Annotated in this window: 19 protein-coding genes and 1 pseudogene; 12 read left to right on the top strand and 8 right to left on the bottom strand. The window is 70.4% G+C overall.

The window, feature by feature from the left end; translation table 11 throughout:
- Positions 1-10 precede the first annotated feature (10 nt).
- From ABZS51_RS00795 to hisC, 4 genes are read left to right on the top strand one after another with little or no spacing between them, the layout of a single operon-like run.
- The gene (locus ABZS51_RS00795) at positions 11-1,099 is read left to right on the top strand and encodes a glycosyltransferase (RefSeq protein WP_310707534.1); all 1,089 of its coding nucleotides are present in this window, start codon (positions 11-13) and stop codon (positions 1,097-1,099) included.
- 43 nt (positions 1,100-1,142) lie between these two features.
- The gene (locus tag ABZS51_RS00790) at positions 1,143-2,951 is read left to right on the top strand and encodes a DUF4434 domain-containing protein (protein ID WP_355434358.1); all 1,809 of its coding nucleotides are present in this window, start codon (positions 1,143-1,145) and stop codon (positions 2,949-2,951) included.
- A gap of 54 nt (positions 2,952-3,005) precedes the next feature.
- The gene (locus ABZS51_RS00785) at positions 3,006-3,671 is read left to right on the top strand and encodes an NUDIX domain-containing protein (protein WP_310707409.1); all 666 of its coding nucleotides are present in this window, start codon (positions 3,006-3,008) and stop codon (positions 3,669-3,671) included.
- Positions 3,672-3,696: 25 nt separating this feature from the next.
- Positions 3,697-4,761, top strand: a complete 1,065-nt coding sequence (gene hisC / locus ABZS51_RS00780; protein WP_355434356.1) for a histidinol-phosphate transaminase — start codon at positions 3,697-3,699, stop codon at positions 4,759-4,761.
- A 37-nt stretch (positions 4,762-4,798) separates the two neighbouring features.
- On the opposite strand, the gene ABZS51_RS00775 is transcribed toward hisC, so the two are convergent.
- On the bottom strand, positions 4,799-5,779 hold the full coding sequence (locus ABZS51_RS00775) for an EamA family transporter (protein WP_355434353.1): 981 nt from the start codon (positions 5,777-5,779) through the stop codon (positions 4,799-4,801).
- Between the two features lie 202 nt (positions 5,780-5,981).
- Between ABZS51_RS00775 and ABZS51_RS00770 the strand changes: the two genes are divergently transcribed.
- Positions 5,982-6,440: a rhodanese-like domain-containing protein gene (locus ABZS51_RS00770; protein WP_355434347.1), complete on the top strand. Its 459-nt coding sequence runs from the start codon at positions 5,982-5,984 to the stop codon at positions 6,438-6,440.
- A gap of 110 nt (positions 6,441-6,550) precedes the next feature.
- Positions 6,551-7,375 (top strand): patatin-like phospholipase family protein, encoded by an 825-nt coding sequence (locus ABZS51_RS00765; protein ID WP_355434344.1) that lies wholly within the window; start codon positions 6,551-6,553, stop codon positions 7,373-7,375.
- Between the two features lie 461 nt (positions 7,376-7,836).
- Here the strand turns inward: ABZS51_RS00765 and ABZS51_RS00760 are convergent, their stop codons facing one another.
- The 4 genes from ABZS51_RS00760 to purD all read right to left on the bottom strand — a co-directional run bounded on the left by ABZS51_RS00760 (position 7,837) and on the right by purD (position 12,750).
- A complete protein-coding gene (locus ABZS51_RS00760; protein ID WP_310707404.1) occupies positions 7,837-9,126 on the bottom strand; it encodes a GTP cyclohydrolase IIa in 1,290 nt (429 codons plus the stop codon).
- A 201-nt stretch (positions 9,127-9,327) separates the two neighbouring features.
- Positions 9,328-10,593, bottom strand: coding sequence for a UDP-N-acetylglucosamine 1-carboxyvinyltransferase (gene murA, locus ABZS51_RS00755; protein ID WP_310707403.1), 1,266 nt, complete (start codon positions 10,591-10,593; stop codon positions 9,328-9,330).
- Between the two features lie 82 nt (positions 10,594-10,675).
- Positions 10,676-11,512: a phosphoribosylaminoimidazolesuccinocarboxamide synthase gene (locus ABZS51_RS00750; RefSeq protein ID WP_355434341.1), complete on the bottom strand. Its 837-nt coding sequence runs from the start codon at positions 11,510-11,512 to the stop codon at positions 10,676-10,678.
- Positions 11,512-12,750, bottom strand: coding sequence for a phosphoribosylamine--glycine ligase (gene purD / locus ABZS51_RS00745; protein WP_355434338.1), 1,239 nt, complete (start codon positions 12,748-12,750; stop codon positions 11,512-11,514). Before purD ends, ABZS51_RS00750 begins: the two co-directional genes overlap by 1 nt.
- A gap of 358 nt (positions 12,751-13,108) precedes the next feature.
- Here purD and corA point away from each other — a divergent pair, with 358 nt between their 5' ends.
- Together corA and ABZS51_RS00735 are read left to right on the top strand one after the other, a co-directional pair.
- Positions 13,109-14,212, top strand: coding sequence for a magnesium/cobalt transporter CorA (corA, locus tag ABZS51_RS00740; RefSeq protein WP_355434336.1), 1,104 nt, complete (start codon positions 13,109-13,111; stop codon positions 14,210-14,212).
- Between the two features lie 787 nt (positions 14,213-14,999).
- Entirely contained in the window at positions 15,000-15,401 is a 402-nt protein-coding gene (locus ABZS51_RS00735) for a UTRA domain-containing protein (protein WP_355434333.1), read from the top strand.
- A 41-nt stretch (positions 15,402-15,442) separates the two neighbouring features.
- Here the strand turns inward: ABZS51_RS00735 and ABZS51_RS00730 are convergent, their stop codons facing one another.
- The 3 genes and pseudogenes from ABZS51_RS00730 to ABZS51_RS00720 form a co-directional block, all read right to left on the bottom strand.
- Positions 15,443-15,820, bottom strand: coding sequence for a hypothetical protein (locus tag ABZS51_RS00730; RefSeq protein WP_355434330.1), 378 nt, complete (start codon positions 15,818-15,820; stop codon positions 15,443-15,445).
- Between the two features lie 73 nt (positions 15,821-15,893).
- Positions 15,894-16,097, bottom strand: a complete 204-nt coding sequence (locus ABZS51_RS00725) for a DUF433 domain-containing protein (protein ID WP_355434864.1) — start codon at positions 16,095-16,097, stop codon at positions 15,894-15,896.
- 282 nt (positions 16,098-16,379) lie between these two features.
- A pseudogene (locus ABZS51_RS00720) lies at positions 16,380-16,612 on the bottom strand (hypothetical protein); the annotation flags it as partial.
- Between the two features lie 439 nt (positions 16,613-17,051).
- On the opposite strand from ABZS51_RS00720, the gene ABZS51_RS00715 reads away from it, so the two are divergent.
- The 4 genes from ABZS51_RS00715 to ABZS51_RS00700 all read left to right on the top strand — a co-directional run bounded on the left by ABZS51_RS00715 (position 17,052) and on the right by ABZS51_RS00700 (position 20,940).
- Positions 17,052-18,368: a hypothetical protein gene (locus ABZS51_RS00715; RefSeq protein ID WP_355434327.1), complete on the top strand. Its 1,317-nt coding sequence runs from the start codon at positions 17,052-17,054 to the stop codon at positions 18,366-18,368.
- Between the two features lie 111 nt (positions 18,369-18,479).
- Positions 18,480-18,977: a SigE family RNA polymerase sigma factor gene (locus tag ABZS51_RS00710; RefSeq protein WP_355434324.1), complete on the top strand. Its 498-nt coding sequence runs from the start codon at positions 18,480-18,482 to the stop codon at positions 18,975-18,977.
- On the top strand, positions 18,974-20,077 hold the full coding sequence (locus ABZS51_RS00705) for a CU044_5270 family protein (RefSeq protein ID WP_355434321.1): 1,104 nt from the start codon (positions 18,974-18,976) through the stop codon (positions 20,075-20,077). The genes ABZS51_RS00710 and ABZS51_RS00705 overlap by 4 nt, the downstream gene beginning before the upstream one ends.
- A gap of 41 nt (positions 20,078-20,118) precedes the next feature.
- Positions 20,119-20,940 (top strand): sugar nucleotide-binding protein, encoded by an 822-nt coding sequence (locus ABZS51_RS00700; RefSeq protein ID WP_355434318.1) that lies wholly within the window; start codon positions 20,119-20,121, stop codon positions 20,938-20,940.
- The last annotated feature ends 95 nt before the right edge of the window (positions 20,941-21,035 follow it).

The following is a 21,035-nucleotide window of genomic DNA, read 5'->3' as shown; positions in this document are numbered from 1 at the left end:
GTTGCGCGCTGTGCACGTGCTCGTCATGACGGTGGTGCATAACCCCGAGGACGCGCGGATCCTGCATCGGCAGATCCGCGCCCTCGTGGACGCCGGTCATGAGGTCACGTATGCGGCGTCCTTCACGGCGCACGGCATCGTGCCCCGGCCGTGGGTCAACGGTGTGGACCTGCCCCGGGCCGCGCAGCGCAAGCGCCTCGCGGCCGTCTGGGCGGCCCGCAGGCTGTTCAAGCGGATGCGCGACAAGGTCGACCTCGTGCTCATCCACGACCCCGAGCTGCTGTTCGCGGTCTGGGGGGTGCGCAACAGCCCGCCCGTGGTCTGGGACGTGCACGAGGACACCCCGGCGACGCTGTCGCTCAAGCCGTGGCTGCCGTCGTTGCTGCGCCCGCCGGCCCGCTTCCTCGCCCGCATGCTGGAGAGCATGGCCGAGCGCCGGATGCACCTGCTGCTGGCCGAGACCGCCTACGCCGGCAGGTTCAAGCACGCCCACCTCATCGTGCCCAACGAGACGTGGGTGCCCGACTCGGTCACGCCGCCGGGCGACGACCGGGTCGTCTACCTCGGCTGGCTGTCCAGGGCGCGCGGCGTCATGGAGGCCATCGAGGTGGCGCGGCTGCTCCAGCCGTACCGGGTGTCCGTCGAGCTGATCGGCTACGCCGACCCGCAGAGCCGCCCGCTGCTCAACCAGGCCGTCACCGAGGGATTGCTGGAGTGGCGCGACTTCATGCCGAACGACGAGGCGCTCAAGCGGCTCGACGGCGCCCTGGCGGGCCTGTCTCTGCTGCACGACGAGCCCAACTACCGGCACTCCATGCCTACCAAGATCATGGAGTACATGGCGCACGGCATCCCCGTCATCACCACGCCCTCGCCCCGCGCCGTCGAGCTGGTCGAGCGGTACGAGAGCGGCGTCGTGGTCCCCTGGGAGGACCCCAAGGCCGTGGCGCGGGCCGTCCTCACCCTCCGGGACGACGTCAGGGAGCGGCGGGCGCAGGGCGCGCGCGGCTACGCGGCGGCCCGGTCCAACCACCACTGGCCCAACTCGGCCAAGCGGTTCGTCGCCCAGCTCGAAGCCTGGGCCGCGGGCCTGCGCTAGCGGCTGACATCCGGCATATCCCGAGGGCGGTAGGTTCCTGAACGTGCGCTGGCTCTTCGTGCTCGTGGGCGCGGCGATCCTGGCGGCCGTCGCGGCCGTGGTCGTCGTCCTCCCGTCGGATCAGCCGTCCAGGCCCGTCAGCCGGCAGACCGCGCCGACGCCCTCCGCCACCTTCCCGACGCCGCAGGTCAGCGCGGTCACCGACTCCTGCGGCACGTTCGACACCGGCGAGAAGGCCCCGTACGCGGTCACCGGCTACTGGGTGACGCCCACCTCCAACCCGTGCACCTGGCGCAAGCAGCTCCAGGAGATCCACAACGTCGGCGGCGACACGGTCATCAGGATCGGGTACGGCCTGCAGTACCGCGCGGTGGACGACGAGGGCCGCGTCCTCGACAAGGACGGCGAGCTCGACCCCCTCTACGGGGACTGCGAGGAGGACGGGCTGTCCTGCCACGACGCGGCCGAGCGTGACCTGAAGAAGGCCGGCGCGGGCAACCGGGTGGCCCGCACCTACGTCTACCGGACCGACGAGGCGTTCGGCGACGACCTGTTCCGCTGCGCCACGATGGAGCACCGGGTCATGTCGGCCAAGCGCGTCTACTACCGCCTGCTGGCCCCCATGGACGGCTCCGACGACGCCACCTGCGACTTCACCAAGCCCCGGCCGTACGACCTGATCATCGTCGCCGGCGCGACCAGGAAGGGCGACGGCGAGGTCAAGGACAGCCTGACCACGCTGCTGGACCTCGGCGACCAGTTCGGCATCCGGATCTTCCCCGCGCTGCCGCTGGCGCCGCGCCAGCGGGACAACCAGACGAGGGCCAACCCCGAGCACATCGACACGCTGACCACGCTGACCCGCCGCATCCTGCAGGACTACGGCGTCCGCTTCGCCGGCCGCGACTCGCTCGGGGGCGTCTATCAGCCGTTCGAGGTGCAGATGGCCGCCACCCTCGCCAGCAACCCCACCCTGCAGGTGTACGCCGGCCAGCACGACATCGTCCAGCAGGAGCTGCCCGGCAAGCCCATCCTCATCAGCCCGTACCTGGACGCCCGCAAGCGGGTCCCCTTCGGCCAGACGCCCAAGCAGGTGGCCGCGGCCTTCAAGGCGCTGGCCCTGACGGGCGTCGGCATCATCGCGCCGCAGGACAGCCGCGGCACCGGCAAGGTCGGCCTGTTCTGGCCGGACGAGCGCGACCAGGAGGTCGACGAGCGGCTGCGGCCCGCCGTCGGCGAGAGCACGTACGGCACGGCGTACCACGGCTCCACCCGCGACTACTACCGCGAGATGGCCCTCGTCCGCGAGGAGCTGGTCAAGGGCGGCCGCGACGTGGACCTGTGGGCCAACGTCGAGGCGTTCGAGCCCTCCGGCGAGGAGCCGTGCGCGGCGCAGGGCTCGCGCGGCAAGACCGACAAGAAGCGGCTCGACCAGGCTGTCACCATGGCCGGCCGGTACGTCCAGAAGATCGTCTCCTACATGTGGAGCGACTTCATGACCTGCGGCTCGCCGTCCCTGGAGAGCGAGGTCATGAAGGACTGGGCCCGGCCGATCGCCGTCGACGCGATCCGGCGCGGGCGCGACGTCCAGGACGGCATCGAGGTGCGCGGCTACAACCTCAAGGGCGGCACCGTCACCGTGGAGTGGGAGAGCGGAGCCCGGGACCTGGACGTGGCCGCCGTCGGCTGGCTGGACGACGACCCGCTGGAGGAGCTGCCCGAGGGCATGCAGACGGCATGGGTGCCGTTCGACTGGGCGCAGGTGCCGCCGGGCGCGTGGGTCCGGGTCGGGGTCAAGCTGCCGTCAGGCCAGGAGACCAGCGAACGCCTGCACGTCCGCATCACCTCGTGACGTCAGCCCGTCATGCCGTCACGCGGCCGGGCGGGGGCGTGTAACGTGCAGGCCATGGTCCCGAGCGTCCCGGTCAGCGTCGACCTGGTCGTGCTGACCGTGCGCTGCCAGGCGCTGTGCGCCCTGGTGTGGCGGCGCGACAACCCGCCTTTCCTGCGCCGCTGGTCCCTGCCGGGCGGGTTCGTCCAGCTCGACGAGGACCTGCCGGCCGCGGCCCAGCGCATCCTGGCCGAACGGGCCGGCCTGCCGGGCGCGCCCGTCCACCTGGAGCAGCTCCAGACCTACGGCTACCCCGACCGCGACCCGCGCCAGCGCGTCGTCAGCGTCGCCTACCTCGGCCTGGCCCCCGACCTGCCGGCCTCGGAGAAGGCCCACATGAGCTGGCGGCCGGCCACCGAGCTGGCCGTGATGGCCTTCGACCACCGGCGCATCATGCTCGACGGCATCGAGCGGGCCCGCGCCAAGCTGGAGTACACCTCGCTCGGGGCGGCCTTCTGCCCGCCGGAGTTCACCGTGGCCGACCTGCGCCGGGTCTACGAGATCGTCTGGGGGCGGACCCTCGACCCGCGTAACTTCCACCGCAAGGTGACCAAGGCCGAGGGCTTCCTCGTGGAGACGGGCGCGTCGACGACGCGTGACGGCGGACGCCCCGCCAAGCTCTACCGGCGCGGCCCCGCCGAGCTGCTCCATCCGCCCATGCTGCGCTCCCTGAAGGAGTAGGCACGGACGTCGTTAGAGTGAGGGCATGCCTCGTTTCCGCCCCATTCTCGACACCATGCCGCCCTACCGGCCGGGCAAGGCCGTGGCCACCGCCGACGGACGGTCGTACAAGCTGTCCTCCAACGAGTCGCCCTACGACCCGCTGCCGTCCGTGGTCGAGGCCATCGCCGCCGGCGCCCGCCAGGTCCACCGCTACCCCGACCCGGCCGCCGTCGCCCTCACCGAGGCCGTCGCGGAGCGGTACGACGTCCCCACGGCGCACGTGGCGCTCGGCGCGGGGTCCGTCACCGTGGCGCAGCAGCTCTTCGAGACCGTGGGCGAGCCGGGCGCCGAGGTGGTCTACGCCTGGCGCTCCTTCGAGGCGTACCCCCTGCTGGCCGACCTGTCCGGCGCCACCTCCGTACGGGTGCCGCTGGCCGGCGAGGACCATGACCTCGACGCCATGGCCGAGGCCATCACCGAGCGGACCCGCATGGTGTTCGTGTGCAACCCCAACAACCCGACCGGCACCGCGATCCGCCGCGCCGAGCTGGCGGCGTTCCTCGACCGGGTGCCCGGTGACGTGCTGGTGGTGCTCGACGAGGCCTACCGCGAGTACGTCCGCGACGAGGACGTCCCCGACGGCCTGACCCTCTACCGCGACCGGCCCAACGTCTGCGTGCTGCGCACGTTCTCCAAGGCGTACGGCCTGGCGGGGCTGCGGGTCGGCTACCTGATCGGGCACGAGCCGGTCGCCGACGCGGTGCGCAAGACGATGGTGCCGTTCGCGGTCAACCACCTGGCGCAGGTCGCGGCGGTCGCCTCCCTGCGGGCCGAGGACGAGCTGCTGGAGCGGGTGGACCGGGTGGTCGAGGAGCGCACCCGGGTCCGGGAGGCGCTCATCGCCCAGGGCTGGACCGTGCCGCCCACGGAGGCCAACTTCGTCTGGCTGCGCCTGGGCGAGCACACGCTCGACTTCGCCGCCGCGTGCGCGGTGGAGGGCGTCGCCGTGCGGCCGTTCGAAGGCGAGGGGGCCCGGGTCTCGATCGGCGACCCGGAGGCCAACGACGCCTTCCTGAAGGCGGCGGCGGCCTTCCACACCCGGCTCTGATCCCTCCCCGGCCGGGGTAGTCCGCTCTTCGGACTCGTCAGTCGTGCGGGGCCTCGGCGGGCTGCCGGGCGTCCCGTACGGCGTCCTCGCGCGGCGTGGTCTCCTCGTGTTCCGTCCGGCGGCCCCTGCGTTCGGTCGAGATGACCAGCGCGACCCCCACCAGGATCACCAGGCCGCCCGCGATGATCTGGACCGTCACCTGCTCGCTCAGCACGAGGGCGCCCAGGACCACGGCCACCACCGGGTTCACGTACGCGTAGGTCGACACGAGTGAGATGGGCGCGTTGCCGAGCAGCCACGAGAACGCCGTGAAGCCGACCAGCGACCCCACCAGCACCAGGTAGACCAGCGCCAGCCACGACCTGCCGGTGACCGCCGAGACGTCCAGCCGCTCGCCCGTCGCGACGCTGAGCAGCAGGAGCCCGGCGCCGCCCGCCAGCATCTCGACGGCGCTCGCGGCGAAGGCGTTGGCCGGCATCGCGATGCGGCTCGACAGGAACGATCCCACCGACCACGACAGCGAGCCCACCAGGACGATCACGATCCCGGTCGTGCTGCCCGCCTGCCCGCCGGTGAGCGAGAGCGCCGCCACCCCGGCGAACCCCACCAGGACGCCGGCGAGCGTCAGCGTCTTCGGCCGGTCCCGCACCACGAACCTGAACACGACCAGCCACAGCGGCACCGACGCCACGAGGAGCGCGGCCAGGCCGCTGCTGATGTACTGCTCCGAGACGGCCAGCATGCCGTTGCCCAGCGTGAGCAGCAGCAGCCCGACACCGGCCGCGCCGAGGAACTCCCGCCGGGTCATCCGGAACGCCCCGGTCCCCGACCTGGCCAGGACGATCCCGCCGAGGAGCAGCGCGGCGACGAGGAACCGCATCGCGCCGCTGAGCATGGGCGGGATGGACTCGACGGCCACGGCGATGCCGAGGTAGGTCGAGCCCCACACCACGTAGACGATGCCGAGCGCGCCCCAGATGAGGAGGGGAGCCCGGCGGCCAGGTGTGTTCTCGTTCATGGGTCATGACGATAGCGGTCGGCACCGACAGAGAACCCGCAGATATCGGACAACCAACTGGCGGGATCTCATCGGTCGCGGACCTGTCCGCCACTGTCGCGGGACACCCGGTCGTTGCGAGGATTCCGCTGAAGCCGGGCCCCTGGCCGGGAGCCGGCTCCGCGCATCCGATGCATCCGCCCGACGATGGGAGTCCCGCACCATGTCCGCCGTCACCGCCGTACCGCCCGCCGCCAACGCCGCGGCGCTCGCCCACTTCGCCGGCCGCCTCGCCTTCGAGACAGACGTCTCGGACGTGGCCGCCGACCTGGCCGCCGCCGTGCCCGGCATCGTCGTCGTCGACTCCCGCAGCCGGGAGAGCTGGGAGCAGGGCCACATCCAGGGCGCCGTCCACCTGCCCACCGCGGAGATCGCCGCGCGGGCCGCGGAGGTGATCCCCGCGGGCGCCACGGTCGTGACCTACTGCTGGGGTCCCGGGTGCAACGGCGCGACGCGGGCCGCGCTGGAGATGGCCAAGCTCGGCCACCCGGTCAAGGAGATGATCGGCGGCTTCGAGTACTGGGCGAGGGAGGGCTTTCCGGTGGAGACCCCCTCAGGGGTCGCCCGGCGCCCCGTGGACGCGCTCACGGCCCCGGTCACGGGCATCGCCTGCGCGTGCTGACCGCCGAACCGGGAGGCGCCGGCGACGCCACCATCTTCGACGGCGGATGACGATGTCATAGTGGACAGCTGTCAGATATCGCCGCCTTCTTCGGATGGGTGAGGAACGTCATGAGCGAGATCAAGCGGGCATTGGTGCTGGGTGGCGGAGGCGTGGCCGGAATCGCCTGGGCCACCGGCGTCCTGGCAGCCCTGGCCGCCAACGGAGTGGACGTTCCCGCCACCGCCGACAAGATCATCGGCACCTCGGCCGGTTCCGCGGTAGCCGCCCAGATCACCAGCGGCCTCTCGATGCCCGAGCTCCTCGAACGCCAGACGAACCCCGCCCTCCAAGCCCCCGAGCTCAGGAGTGGCGTGGAGATGGACCAGCTCTGGGCCGTCATACAGGAGATCTACGAGAGCTCCAGGGACCGGGTGGAGCGGCTGCGCGGGTTCGGCGCGATGGCCCTGGCCGCGGACACGGTCCCGGAGGCCGAACGCCGCCGGGTGATCGAGGGCCGCCTGCCCGTCCACACCTGGCCGGAACGCGACCTCGTCATCGTGGCGGTGGAGGCGCTCACAGGGGAGACCGCCCTGTTCGGCCCCGGCTCGGGCGTGGAGCTGGTCGACGCGGTCGCGGCGAGCTGCGCGATCCCGGGCGTCTGGCCGCCGGTGACCATCGACGGCGTACGGTACATCGACGGCGGCGTGCGCTCGGCCGCCAACGCCGACCTCGCTTCCGGCCACGACCGGATCCTCGTCATCGCGCCGATGCCGGAGCCGGTCGAAGGTTTCGAGGCCACGGGCGGCAAGGTCGAGGTGGTCGGACCTGACGAGGCGTCACTGGCGGCATTCGGCGCCGACCCCCTGGCTCCCGAGGTGCGAGGCCCCGCTGCCGAGGCCGGATACGCCCAGGGCGCCGCTCTGGCGGCCCGCATCGCCGAACTGTGGGGATGAACCGGTCCAAACCGGTGCGGCCCCTGGGGGGCCAGGAAATGTTGGCGCCCCCGTCCGAATCCCGTCGATCGGGGGCTCCCAGAACATACCCCGATCTGCAACGGTCAACCAAGAACCTCGCAACCAGGCTCCCGAAAATCCTGGAGCATCCCCATAGGGGGCAAAGTCTGGTTGTGTCTGACTCGTCCCTCGGCAGGCGTGGCCCGCGGTTCTCCGGAAGGCATGGCCGGTGGTTTTCCAGGAAGGCATGGCCCAGAGGACGCCGTGACGGCGGCCCGCCACCATCCGGTCAGCGGCCGTCTCCCTGGAGGCCCTCGGCCCCGTGCGGCGGGTGGGGGCAGGTCGGCTGTGCCGTAAAGGATGGAAAAAGGGCGGCCCGCCGTCCTGGAAGGGGAAGGAGAACGGCGGGCCCTGTGTGATCAGCGGGCTGTGATCAGTGGGCTGTGATCAGCGGTGTGTGGTCAGCGCGGCCCCAGCTTCTCCACGATGAGCCGGTAGAGCTGGCGCGGACGCCCCGGCTGCGGCGTGCGGTTCGGCGGAAGCGGCCACGCGAGTCCCTCGTCAACCAGCGTGCGCAGCAACCGCCGAGCCGTACGCGGCGTGACGCCCAGCATCTTGCCGGCGCCCTCCGCGTCCACGACCGTGTCCCCGCCCTCCAGCTTGGCCGCCAGGCGGGCCAGCACCTCGACGCCCTTGGGCTTGAGCGTCCCGGCGCCCGTGGGCGGCATCCGCGGGGCCGGGATCAGCGCTCGGCCCTCCCTGTCCACCGCGAACCCCTGGGCCTGCTTGCCCGCCTGGGTGCGCGCCAGCGCGGCCCGCGCGTGCGCCTCCGCGTCGTGCGCGGTGCGGCCCATGCCCACCCCCACCTCGACGGCCAGCCCCAGCTCCTCGCGGATCCTGGCGGCGAACGGCAGCACCCTGAACCCGTCCGTGGCCGCCGTGATCGAGCCCCGGGTCGCCGTGACCAGGTAGCTGTGATCGTCGATCGGCCACACCGTGGCGTTGATGCGGTTCGCCTCCTGCACCAGTAACCGGTGCAGGGACAGCCGCAGCTCGTCGCGCCAGTAACGCGGCGCGGCCCGGCGTACGGGCTCGCGCAGCGTCGGCACCTCCACCAGCACCACCGTGAGCTGTGACTCCTCCAGCCGGTGGTGGGCGCCGAGCAGCGCCGCCGTGTGCAGCGCGCTGCGCACGGCCGCCGACGTGGGCCTGATCCTGATGGCGGGCACGCCCGCCGTCTGCAGGCGGTCGGCCACCGCCGGAAGGCACGTCAGCGCCCCCGTCGTGGCCCCCTGCCGGTTCAGGCGCTCGTGGTAGGCCGCGATCGTGCCGGTCGCTCCCGGCTCGTCGCGGCTGTGCACGTCGGACGCGGGTATGCCGAGGTCGGTGTACGCCTCCTCCACGTCCGCACGTGACACCACGTCGATGCTCACCCGCTGCGGCTCGATGCGCGGATCCAGTGCCGCCTTGGCCAGCGCCGCCACCAGGGCCGCGCCGCCGAGCTGCACGTACGTCGCCGGCATCGTCAGCACACCCGAACGCCTGGCCAGGTCATAGGGGACCGGGCTGGCGAACAGGCACGCGTCCACGCCGGGACCGAGCCGTGTCACCTTGTCGGGCGCCTCCTGCTCATCGCGGTACGCGGCGGCCACGAGGCGACAGGGCAGAGGCGCGGCGGCGTGCCCCATCAACATGACGCGCTCGACCAGATCGTGGGGCCCGACCACGCCAATGGTGAGGTCCGGTGTCATGGCGCCCGGGCGCGACACTCGAGTTGTTTCTTCGGCCCTCTCGACCAATGTTCGTCCCATCCTGCCGTAAGTTGCAGTGCTCTCTTTTGGAACGATCGCTCGCGAGGGCCGTAATGTCACGCCCGACTTTTCCGGAAAGTCGTTCAGCTTGGCCGCGTGGGAAGAAGTTCTAGCAGCTCAGAGAGGATTTCCCGGCCATTTTCAACCTTCAGAAATCTCTCGTGTAATGTCCGCTCCGAGTGCCCGCATTCGGTCGGCGAGATGCGCGTGGCCGCGGTCGATGAGGTATCCCGACTCGATGAGGGTCTCGCCCTCGGCCGCCAGTCCCGCGAGCACCAGCGCGATGCCCGAGCGAAGGTCGTGAGCGGTCACCCGCGCGCCCGTCAGCGGGGTCGCCCCCCGCACGATCGCCCGGCTGCCGTCGACCTCCACGTCGGCGCCCATCTTGTTCAGCTCGCCGGCCAGCGCGAAGCGGCCGTCGAAGATGCGCTCGTGGATGTAGCTGGTGCCGTCGGCCAGCGCCGCGACCGTCATCATGGGCGACTGGAGGTCGGTGGCGAAGCCGGGGTAGGTGTCGGTGATGATGTTGATCGGGCGCAGCGGCCGGTCGCAGCGCACCTTCAGCACCGCGCCCTGCCGGGCGAAGTCGACCCCCATCTGCTCCAGCTTGTAGCGGACCACGCCCAGGTCGAGGCCGGTGCCGACGAGGCTCAGCTCGCCGCCGGTGATGGCCGCGGCCATGGCGAACACGCCCGCGTCGAGCCGGTCGGGCATCACGGTGTGCTCGACGGCGTGCAGCTCCTCGACTCCCTCGACGGTGATGAAGCCGGTGCCGCCGCCGCTGATGCGGGCGCCCATCTTGGTCAGCATGTCGATGACGTCGAGGACCTCGGGCTCCAGCGCGGCGTTCTCGATCACGGTGGTGCCCTTGGCCAGGGCGGCGGCCATGATGAGGTTCTCGGTGCCGGTGTGGGAGGGCGTGTCGAGGTAGAGGGTGGCGCCCGTCAGGCCCGACGCCTTCACGTGGATGACGGTCTCGCCCTCGTCCACGACCGCGCCGAGGCGCTTGTAGCCGAGGTAGTGGAAGTCGAGGTTGCGGCTGCCCAGGTTGCAGCCGCCGACGCCCTCGACGATCGCCTCGCCCAGCCGGTGCAGCAGCGCGGGCGTGAACAGCACGGAGCCGCGGAAGCGCCGGGCGATCCGGGCCGGCAGCACGGCCTTGTCGAGCCTGGAGGCGTCGATGACCAGCGTCCGCTCCGCCTCGTGCAGCTCCACGTGGGCGCCCACGGCCTCGGCCAGCTCGACGGCCCGGCGCACGTCCTCGATGATCGGCACGTTGCGCAGGACCGTGCGGCCCTGCGGCACGAGAAGAGCGGCGCCGATCATGGGCAGCACGGCGTTCTTCGCGCCCTGGATGAAGGCGGTTCCACGCAGGGCGTTGCCACCGCGCACGCGGTAACGGACCATTTCCGGCGGCTCCTCGGAAGTCATCGGTGGGGGCGGGGGATCGGGCCAACAGTAGCCGCTCGCACCACCTGCCCCAGCCGAATCACCTGTTAAAGGAACTGCCGGTGATGCGTTCGTACGCCTCCAGGTAGCGCTGCCTCGTCTGCTCGACCACCTTGTCCGGAAGAGGCGGCGGTGGGTTCCCCGAGGATTTGTCCCATCCTGATTCGGGCGACATTAGCCAATCGCGGACAAATTGCTTATCGAATGACGGCTGCGCACGCCCGGGCGTCCATCCGTCGGCCGGCCAGAAACGCGACGAGTCGGGGGTGAGCACCTCGTCCCCGAGCGTGAGCAAGCCGTCGGAGTCCCAGCCCAGCTCGATCTTGGTGTCGGCCAGGATGATGCCGCGCTCCCGCGCGATCTCCGCGCCGCGCGTGTAGACGGCCAGCGTGATGCGGCGCAGCTCCGCCGCCGTCTCCTCGCCCACCTGCTCGACGACCTGCTCGTAGGAGATCGGCTCGTCGTGCTCGCCCATCGGCGCCTTGGTCGACGGCGTGAAGATCGGCTCGGGCAGCCGGGAGCCGTCCTCCAGGCCCTCGGGCAGTCGCACGCCCGACACCGCCCCGTCGCGCCGGTAGTCGGCCAGGCCTCCGCCCGCGAGGTAGCCCCGGGCCACGCACTCGACCGGGACCATCCGCAGCGGTCGGCACAGCACGCTGCGCGCGTCGGGGCCGGGACCGGCGATGTGGTTGGGGATCACGTCCGCGAGCTGCTCGAACCACCACAGCGAGAGCTGCGTGAGCACGGCGCCCTTGTCCGGGATGCCGGGCTCCAGCACGTGGTCGAAGGCCGAGATCCGGTCCGAGGCGACCATGAGGAGCAGCCCGTCGGGCGCCTCGTACAGGTCGCGAACCTTGCCCGAGTGCAGATGCCTCATCACACGTCCTCCATGCCCGAGCCGGCGATGTCCGTACGGTGGAAGGAGCCGCGCAGCTCGATGCGGGCCACCAGGTCGTAGGCGTGGCGCCGCGCGGTGCGCTGGTCGGGCCCGGTGCCGACGACGCTGAGCACGCGCCCGCCGTCGGAGACGACCTCGCCGTCCACCCGCCGGGTGCCCGCGTGGATCACGTACGCGTCGTCCGTGGGCTCCAGCCCCTTGATCGGGTCGCCCTTGACCGGCGCCTCCGGGTAACCCTCGGCCGCGACCACCACGGTCACCGCGGACCCCTCGCGGAAGGCGGGCGGGGCGTGCTCGGCCAGCGTGCCGGTCGCGCAGGCCAGCAGCAGCGCGCCGAGCGGCGTCTCCAGCCGGTCGAGCAGCACCTGCGCCTCCGGGTCGCCGAAGCGCGCGTTGAACTCCACGACCTTCGGGCCCTTGGCGGTCAGCGCCAGGCCGACGTACAGCACGCCCTGGTACGGCAGGCCGCGCCGGGCCAGCTCGCCGATCGTCGGGTGGACGACCTCGCGCATCACCTGCTCGGTCAGCCCCTCGGGCGCCCAGGGCAGCGGCGTGTAGGCGCCCATGCCGCCGGTGTTGGGGCCCTGGTCGCCGTCGTAGGCGCGCTTGAAGTCCTGGGCGGGCTGCAACGCCACCGCGGTCGTGCCGTCGCACAGCGCGAACAGTGACACCTCCGGCCCGTCGAGGAACTCCTCGACCACCACCCGCTCGCAGGCTCGCGCGTGCTCCAGCGCGTGGTCGCGGTCGCCCGTCACGACCACGCCCTTGCCGGCGGCCAGCCCGTCGTCCTTCACCACGTACGGCGCCCCGAACTCGTCGAGCGCCGCGGCCGCCTCCTCGGGCGTCGAGCAGGTACGGGCCCGCGCCGTGGGAACGCCGGCGGCGGCCATGACGTCCTTGGCGAACGACTTGGAGCCCTCGATCATCGCGGCGTCCCCGGACGGCCCGAAGCACGGGATCCCGGCGGCGCGCACGGCGTCGCCCACCCCGGCCACCAGCGGAGCCTCGGGACCCACGACCACGAGGTCGGCGCCGAGCCGGGTGGCCAGGGCGGCCACCTGCTCCGGGTCGGTGGGGGTGACGGCGTGCAGGGTGGCGACCTCCTCGATGCCCGGATTGCCCGGGGCGCAGTGAAGGTCGGTGATGTGGGGGTCGAGTTTGAGCGAGCGGCACAGGGCGTGCTCACGCCCGCCGGATCCGATGACTAGAACGCGCACGCGCCCATTCTCGCAGCTACCGCCGTCCGCCCCGCATCCACGTGGACCCGCCCGGTCGGCACCGGCGTCATGGGGAGCCATGACGAACTTCTCTCTGATGACGGACCGCCATGCAGGTATCGTCGGTTGGGTTCTCGCCGCCTGTGGTAGCTTGGGGCGGCTATGTGCGTCTCGTGTGATTGGAGGTGGTCCGGGATGAATCCTGGTGATCCCAGCAGTACGTGCTCGTTCACGTACACCGTCAATACCCCCGACCACTCCAATCCGGCAGCCTGATCGTGCCTCCACGCATTTGTGTTGATTGAGGTGACTTTTCGTCGCGCGTGGAGCGTGCCATGTCGGGCGGAAAGGGACTGCCATGCGCTCGTCCACGCTTTTCCGTCGCATCAACCGTCACCCGGTTCAGCCGCACTCCCAGCGCCAGCACTCCAAGCTGCTGCCTGAGGTCCGCGTGCCCCACTCCATCGTCGAGTACGGCGCCTACATCGACGGCAAGAAGACCGGGGCCGTCGGCATCCCCGAGTCGCTGCGCCTCGTCCGCGAGCACAACGCCGGCGCCGCCAAGCCCAGCGCCTTCCTCTGGGTCGGCCTGCACGAGCCCGAGGCGCCCGAGGTCGAGTGGCTGGCCGGGGTGTTCGGACTGCACCCGCTGGCCGTCGAGGACGCCGTCAAGGCCCACCAGCGTCCCAAGGTCGAGCGCTACGGCGACTCCCTGTTCATGGTGCTCAAGACGATCGCGTACCTCGACCACGACGAGCTGACCGCCACCAGCGAGATCATCGCGACGGGCGAGATCATGGTGTTCCTCGGCGCCGACTTCGTGGTGACCGTACGGCACGGCGAGCACTGCCCCCTCACCGAGGTGCGCGAGCGCCTCGAAGAGCGTCCCGAGCTCATCACCCGCGGCCCGGCCGGCGTGCTGCACGCCATCTCCGACCACGTCGTCGACCGCTACCTCCAGGTGGCCGACCTCATGCAGATGGAGCTGGAGGAGGTCGAGGCCACGGTCTTCGCCGACGTCAGCTCCCGCGACATCAACCGCATCTACCAGCTCAAGCGGGAGATGCTGGAGCTCAAGCGCGCGGTCACGCCGCTGCAGCACCCGCTGGCGGCACTGCCCCAGCGGCGCGTCATCCCCTCGGAGATGCGCGAGTACTTCCGCGACGTCGGCGACCACCTGTCCCGCGTCTGCGAGCAGGTCGAGTCCTCGAACGAGCTGTGCAGCTCCATCCTCCAGGCCGCCCTGGCCCGCTCGAACGCCCTCGCCAACGAGGACATGCGCAAGATCTCCTCCTGGGTCGCCATCCTGGCCGTCCCCACGATGATCGCCGGCATCTACGGCATGAACTTCGACTTCATGCCCGAGACCAAGCAGGTCTGGGGCTACCCGGCGGTCCTGGCCATCATGATCACCGCCTGCGTCGTCCTCCACCGCGGCTTCCGCCGCAACGGCTGGCTCTGAAGGGACCCTCTCGGCAAGGCCCTCGCTTCTGGGGGCGCTTCGCCCACTCGTCTCGGACAGCGCCCCCCAGAAGCTCCGCCCCTCGACCCGCGAAGGCATGGCCCTCGCTCCGCTCGGACCTTCCACTGGGGGCTATGCCCCAGGTGGGGGCCTACCGGCCCCCACACCCCCGGCCCATGCCGATGGAAACGGCTGCTTGTCGCGGCACCGCTGAAGCATCGGCGTGTATTGGTCAGGGCATGACGGCACAGTTCTTCCCGCCCTGTGACGGCGTCACTGTCGCCGAACCGTAGATCCCACGACCCGATCCCTCGTATCGGGCTCATGCCGAAACTTCTACCGGCCCGTAGTCACCGCTGTCGGCGGACTGTTCGGGCCAGGTGGACGCAGGCTGGGCAGGCTTGCGTCGCCGTTGGCAGGAAGGGCAAGGACCACCCGAGCACTGGCAAGGGGACGACCGGCTTCCCGCTGATCTCCCTGTGAGCGGCAACGGCGTGTTGCGTGGCTTCCCCGTTCGAGACGGGATGCGGCGGCAGGCCATCGCCGAGGCCCGGGAGTCGGGCATGAGTCTGGAGGAGATCGCCGGACGGCTCGGTGTCTCGCCTGGCCGTATCTCCCAGATGAAGAAGGGACCGGCCGCCCGAGCACCTGAAGGGCCCGCCTCGCCAGGGTCGCGCGTGCTCGTAGCGTGCGTTGCCGACCGAGCCCGCCGTACGAGGATCCAAGTCCTTGTTCCTGAGGCCGACCGCCGGATGCTCTACGTGGGGCCCAGCCTGCCGGCGATCATGTGGCGGCATGCCTACGAGTCGAGCCCGGTACGGAGATCATCGCCCGCCGCAAGATGATGACGGCGAACGACGTGCCCGTGCGGATCGCGACGAGCTGTTTCCGCGCCGACCTGTTCGGTGACACCCGGATCGCCGAGCCGGAGTTCGTGCGGCCGTCACTCCAGTCCGCGCTGACCGCCCTCGGTTACGCGTTCGGTCATGCGGAGGAGAACCTGACCGCCCGGCCGCCGACCTCGTTCGAGCGCGAGACGCTGGAGCTTGAGCCCGGCGAGTGGATCGTCCAGGTGCTCCGTGCGAGTTACTCGACCGAGGACACGCCGGTCCACGTGCTGGAGACCATCTGCGCCGCCAACCGGCACATCTTCCCGATCGGCCAGGTCTCCGGGTACGACGAATTCTGAGCGACCACCTGTTTCTCGGCCGTTGTCACCCAGCTGATCACTCAGAGATCTGAACCCTCGATGGGGTATCGCACTCGTGTACGCCGAAGCCCCTCGATGCCAACGGCAAAGACAAAAGGTCCAGCCACCCGTTGAGCCATATGGATGATCTTCGCTTCATTCGCGAGGAAGATGTTGGCCATCTCCCGCCCCACGGCGCTCGCGTTGGCGAGGGCGAAGGCACGAGCACCACTCATGTAGATCACTCGGGCCTCGATCGGGTTGCGGGCGATGGCCAGATCCTTGCAGAGCAGGATGTCGCCACGCAGAGTGGCTTCCTCAATCCACCGGACATCCTCGATCTGCTGCGATTTTTCCTTTCCGTAGCGCTCGTCCATGGTCTCCAAAATCCACCCAGCGGCACGGAGCGCGTTTGGCACGATCCTCGATCCTAGCCACGATCAAGGAAAAAGATCAGCCCGGACTCCCTCGCTTCATCCGCCATGTCTCTCCCTAAGCGGCTTGCGGAAGGAGCGCCTCGACCTCGTTCAGTTGCAGGTCGTAATCCTCGGCAACATCCAGCCGGTCTTCTCCAGCCTTCAGACGGTTGAGGACGTCGGCGACACGTATCCCGCGTCGGGCAACCGTGGGTTGTCCACCGTTCACCCATGGGTCGACGGTCACGTCCACACGCTCATAACCGGGGAGATGGATCATCCGCATCCACCCGTCCTGATATGTGACGCGTCTCAGATAGTCGCGTACGACAGGGCGGAACACCTGCTGGCCGCTGCGTACGGCAACAAGCCCATCAACGGCGTCTCGCTCAGCAGGGTCGTCCGTGTGCTCCCGGAAGTCCCACAGCACCTCGGCCCCGTCGGTCATGAGCTGCTCGCTCGCCAGCGCCTGCTCGAGGCCGATGTTCTCCTCCAGCCAGCGGATGGCGGGGCGAATACGCTGCATCGGCACCTTGGCGCTACGGAATGCTGCGAGCATGTACGCCTCAGCCAGGCCCACGAACGGGACTGTGGGTCCGCTCGCACCCACGGTCGTGACCAGGGGATCAGCTGCCACGACCGGGCCGTCGAGCCGCTTGTAGGCATACCCACGGCCCAATTGCGGAACGACTGCCGAGGCACACCGATGAGGTCCGCTGCCTGTCCCTTGGTGTACAGGGGAGTGACATAGCGGAAGTCGCCGATCAGTCCAGTGTCCTGGCTGCCGCGCTGCATGCTCATCGGCGGCCCTCCCTCCAGGGCACAGCCTAGAGAACAAAGCGCCTGGACGCATGTGACCTCTGCCCGTTGATCGGGTCCATCATGTAAATACTCATCATCGAGGGTCAGCAGCCCTCGGTGGCGCTGCGGTCCGCGCTCGTCTGTCCCCGAGGAGAAGGTGGCCTTGGTCTGACAGGCTCGCGGGGATCATGAGCCATCCCGACGCCCGAGAAGCCACGACCGGTAGCCGCTCCAGTTGCTCAGCCGATGACCCGCGCAATTCTTGCAAGCCGCTGCACAACGTTCGACCCGGCCGTGTGGTGTCCTAGGGTTCGGTGTCGTGTCTCGACGATCATGGATTCTGTGGAGTGCGGCATTACTGGTCACCCTGACTCCCCGAGTCTTCTTCTGGATCCGATCACTCCTGACCGGAGACGAGGGTGGCCGGGGCTACGTGTGGATGTCGGGGGGTTCGTGCCTGGGCGACCAGATCAACGACCTGCTCAGATCCCCGGAAGCCGTGGCCAGGATTCTGCCCCTCTTCTGGTACGGCGGCGCGCCGATGATCGTCGTGGCCTTCGTCTGCTGGCACGTGAGCGTGCGGACCGGGCGTGACCGGCTCGGCAGGATCGTCGCCCGCTCAGGCGCCGTGACCCTTCTCCTCTTGCGACTCCCCGAGCTGCTGCTGTTCACGCTCGACGGGGCGCTGGGCCAGGAATGCATGGACGCGTGGGGCCCACCCGAGATCGCGACCCGGAACGCGGGCATGGACCTCTACTTCCTGGTGCCGCCGATCCTGGTCCTGCTCGCGGTGCGCCCCGCTCGCCGCGGTTTCGTCCGGAGAGGCCGCTTCGCCCGTACGGTGGTCGCAGTCCTGACGCTGATGACGACCCTTCTGGTCGTGGACCAGGCGGCCGCTTCCGGCAGGATGAGCAGCGACCGGGAGCTCGACTGCGCTGGTTTCGGCAACGGCACCGTCCATGACGTGACCAAGGCGGAAAAGGACTTCTTGTGCCGGGTCCGCGGCTACGACTCGTTCATGGACGACGGCATCGAAAGCTGGGCGCAGGTTCCCGATCGGGTGGTCCTGACCCAGGGCCGCCACCTGTGTCGCCTGGCCGAACAGCACGGCGGCGACACCGGCGCCCCCGCCGTGCGCGAGGCACCCCACGCGGCGCTGGCCGGCGTACTGGCACCGTTGTGCCCCGCGGTGGCCCGCGCCCAGGAGCTGGCCAGCCAGCGCGAACAGGCGGAACATGCCGCCTACTTCGCCGAGAAGGAGAAGGCCTGCGCCGCGCACCCCGCCCACCGTCCGAAGATCAAACCGGTCCGGCAGCACCGCGCCACCATGTGGACCGAGTTCTGGACCATCGGCGGATGGGAGGACGGATACGAAGACAGCGTCCCCGACCTGGTCAAGGAGTTGGTCGGAAGCGAACCGGGTGCGCTGGCCGTCTGGGCCGCCGACGAGATCGGCCACGCTTGCGTGACCACCGAGTCCTACACCCGGCGGCCGCCGTTGGAGACCAAGGGGTGGAAGGAAGTGGTCGAGGTCGCCTACGAAAGCCCGGCCGGTTCGCTGACCCTGGTCGACGGCGAGGGGGCGACATCGCCCAAGCTGACGACCAGCGGCCCTGGGTCCTACCGGGTTCGGGTCCACCTGCGCGGCCGTGACCTCGTCCACGAGGTTCCCTACCCGCCGGACGGCGCCGTCGAGCTGCTGATCATGGTGTTCCCCGGCGAGCGGAAGGGGCCGACCGTCTACCGGTGACGTTGTGCTTCAGAAGGAGCCTTGGCGGCGGCGCTACGCCGCCCCGGCGGAAGCGGAAAACAATCCTGCCCTTCTGCCAACCTTTTCCCGCCACCTCGGCGTCGAGGCCATGTGAGTGACCCAACGGAAGAAGCCGCGTACGCCGCCTTCGTCGAGGCGGCCTGGAACAGGCACATGGCCGTCGCCATCCTGCTCACCGGCGACCGCCACCGGGGCGAGGAACTGCTCCAGGACTGCCTGGTGCGGCTGTACGTGCGGTGGCGACGCGTAGCTCCCGACGACCCGCACGCCTACCTGCGACGCATGCTGGTCAACGGGAACGTCAGCTGGTGGCGACGGCGTGGACGGGAACTGCCCACCGCCGAGCCACCTGACCACGCGGATCCTCGGTCCGGACCGTACGAGCCGCACGAGGGCTTGCGGCGCGCGCTGCTCTCCCTGCCGCGCAGGCAGCGCGCCATAGTCGTGCTCCGCCACTACGAGGACCTGACGGAGAAAGCGGTCGCGGCCGCCCTCGGTTGCACGGTCGGCACAGTCAAGAGTCAGCACTCCAGGGCGATGGCGCGGCTGCGCACGGCTCTGCGGGAGAACCAGGAGGCAGCACGATGAACGACGATCAGGAACAGCTCGCGCGAGCGTTGCGTACCCTCGCTGACCGTGAGCCGGCCACCCCCGCGCCGGTGTCGGACCTGGTACGCCGGGGACGCCGAGCCAGGAGGACCCGTGCCGTGGTGGGCGCCATCGCGGGATCGGGTCTTGCCGCGGCAGCCGTCGTCGTGGCTCTGGGCGCCGGCGGGGTCGGCCCTCCCGCCACGCCGCCGAGTACGGCTCCGGTCGCGAGTGGGCCGCGCTCCGGAGACGGTTCGCCGCCCTCGCGTCTCCCCGGTGCGAGATCTCTCGACGCCCGCTCCGTGCTGCTGGCCGCGGCCGAGACCGCCGCCCGTGAGCCGGCCACGTCGGGCCACTACTGGTACACCCGTCAGCGCATCTCCCAGCCGGTGCGTCGCCTGCCGAAGGACATCGGAAAGCCGGGACGCCAGGAGATACCGTTCTCGGCGACCGTGGCGAGTACCCAGGACAGCTGGTACGCGAGCGACAAAGGCGCGCCCAGCCGAACCGTGACCGGCCAGAACCCCAAGGTCGCCTTCGCCTCCCCGGAGGACGAGGCGAAGTGGAGGCGACTGGGTTCGCCCGAGCTGGTCAAGGAGAAGCCGTCGACCAACGACTACGACATGGCACTGTTCTTCCAGATCGGCACACACCGCTTCACGGTCCGGCAACTGCTCGAACTGCCGGCCGAGAAGGACAGCCTGGAGAGCCGGTTGCGGCGGCTGTACGACGAGGAGCCCCCAGACGAATGGTCGCCCGCCAAGCCGGAGTTCACCGACTACGTGTGGTCGACGGCGCAGGACCTGCTGGCCGGGCCGATCAGTCCCGGGACCCGCTCCGCCCTGTACCGGGTGCTCGCCGAACAGCCCGCGATCAGGTCGCTGGGAGGGGTCACCGATGCGCAGGGCCGCACCGGGACCGCCCTGGCCAGGACCGTAGCAGGGGAGGGTGAGGGCGAGTCCCGACTGATCGTGGACGACGACACGGCGGAGCTGCTCTCCTTCGAGTTCCGCTCGCGAGGGGGATCGTCGCCGGCAATGCAGGTCACCTACGAGGACATGGGCTGGGTCGACAGCCTGGGCGAGCGCGTGTCCGGGTAGGACGAGTTCGGAGTGATCGACCGAGCGACAGGTGATCGTCCATGAGAATTCTCATCGTCGGGGGCAGTGGTTTCCTCGGCAGTGAGCTGGCCCGGCGGTCCATCGCCGAGGGGCACGTAGTGGCTGCGACCTGCCTGTCCCGTCCCGGGAAGGTGGAAGGCGTCGAGTGGTCGGCGCTGGACGTCCGTGACCGGAGGGCCGTCGCCGCTCTGGTCGGCGCCTTCCGGCCTGATGTGGTCGTCAACGCCGCGTTCCGGCAGGCGGACTGGACGGCGACGGCGGACGGCGCCGCTCATGTGGCGCTCGCGGTCTCGGCGGCCGGTGGGCGGTTGGTGCACGTGTCCAGCGACGCCGTCTTCTCGGGGAGGGCGGTCACCTACGCGGAGGAGTGCGTGCCGGATCCCGTCTCCCCGTACGGGGCGGCGAAGGCGGCGGCCGAAGTGGCCGTCCGGGCGATCGCGCCGGCGGCGGTGATCGCCCGTACGTCTCTGATACTCGGTGACGGGCGGTCCGGGCATGAGTCCTTCGTGCGCGACCTGGCGACCGGCCGGAGGCAGGGGACCCTGTTCACGGACGACGTACGCTGCCCGGTGCACGTCGGCGACCTCGCCGCCGCCCTGCTGGAGCTCGCGGCCGCTGACCGTCAGGGGGTCCACCACGTGGCCGGAAGCGACGCGGTGAGCCGGTACGAGCTCGGCTGCCTGGTCGCGCGCCGTGACGGGCTCGATCCGTCCCGTCTGGCGCGGGGGCGACGTGCCGACACGGACCTGACGGGGCCGCTCGACGTACGACTGGACTGCACGATGACGCAGCGGTTCCTGAGGACGCGGCTGCGGGGCGCGCGGGAGTTCCTCCAGTCGTGACAGTGCCGGTGGCGGGTCAGCGTTTGAGGGCCAAGGGCATGGCCCTCCCTCCGCTCGGACGCCCCACCGGGGGCTACGCCCCAGGTGGGGCCTAC

Origin of the sequence: Nonomuraea sp. NPDC005501 (assembly GCF_040605905.1) — a bacterium.
In the GTDB taxonomy this organism is placed as follows: Bacteria; Actinomycetota; Actinomycetes; order Streptosporangiales; family Streptosporangiaceae; genus Nonomuraea.
This window is presented reverse-complemented; position numbering and strand designations above follow the sequence as displayed.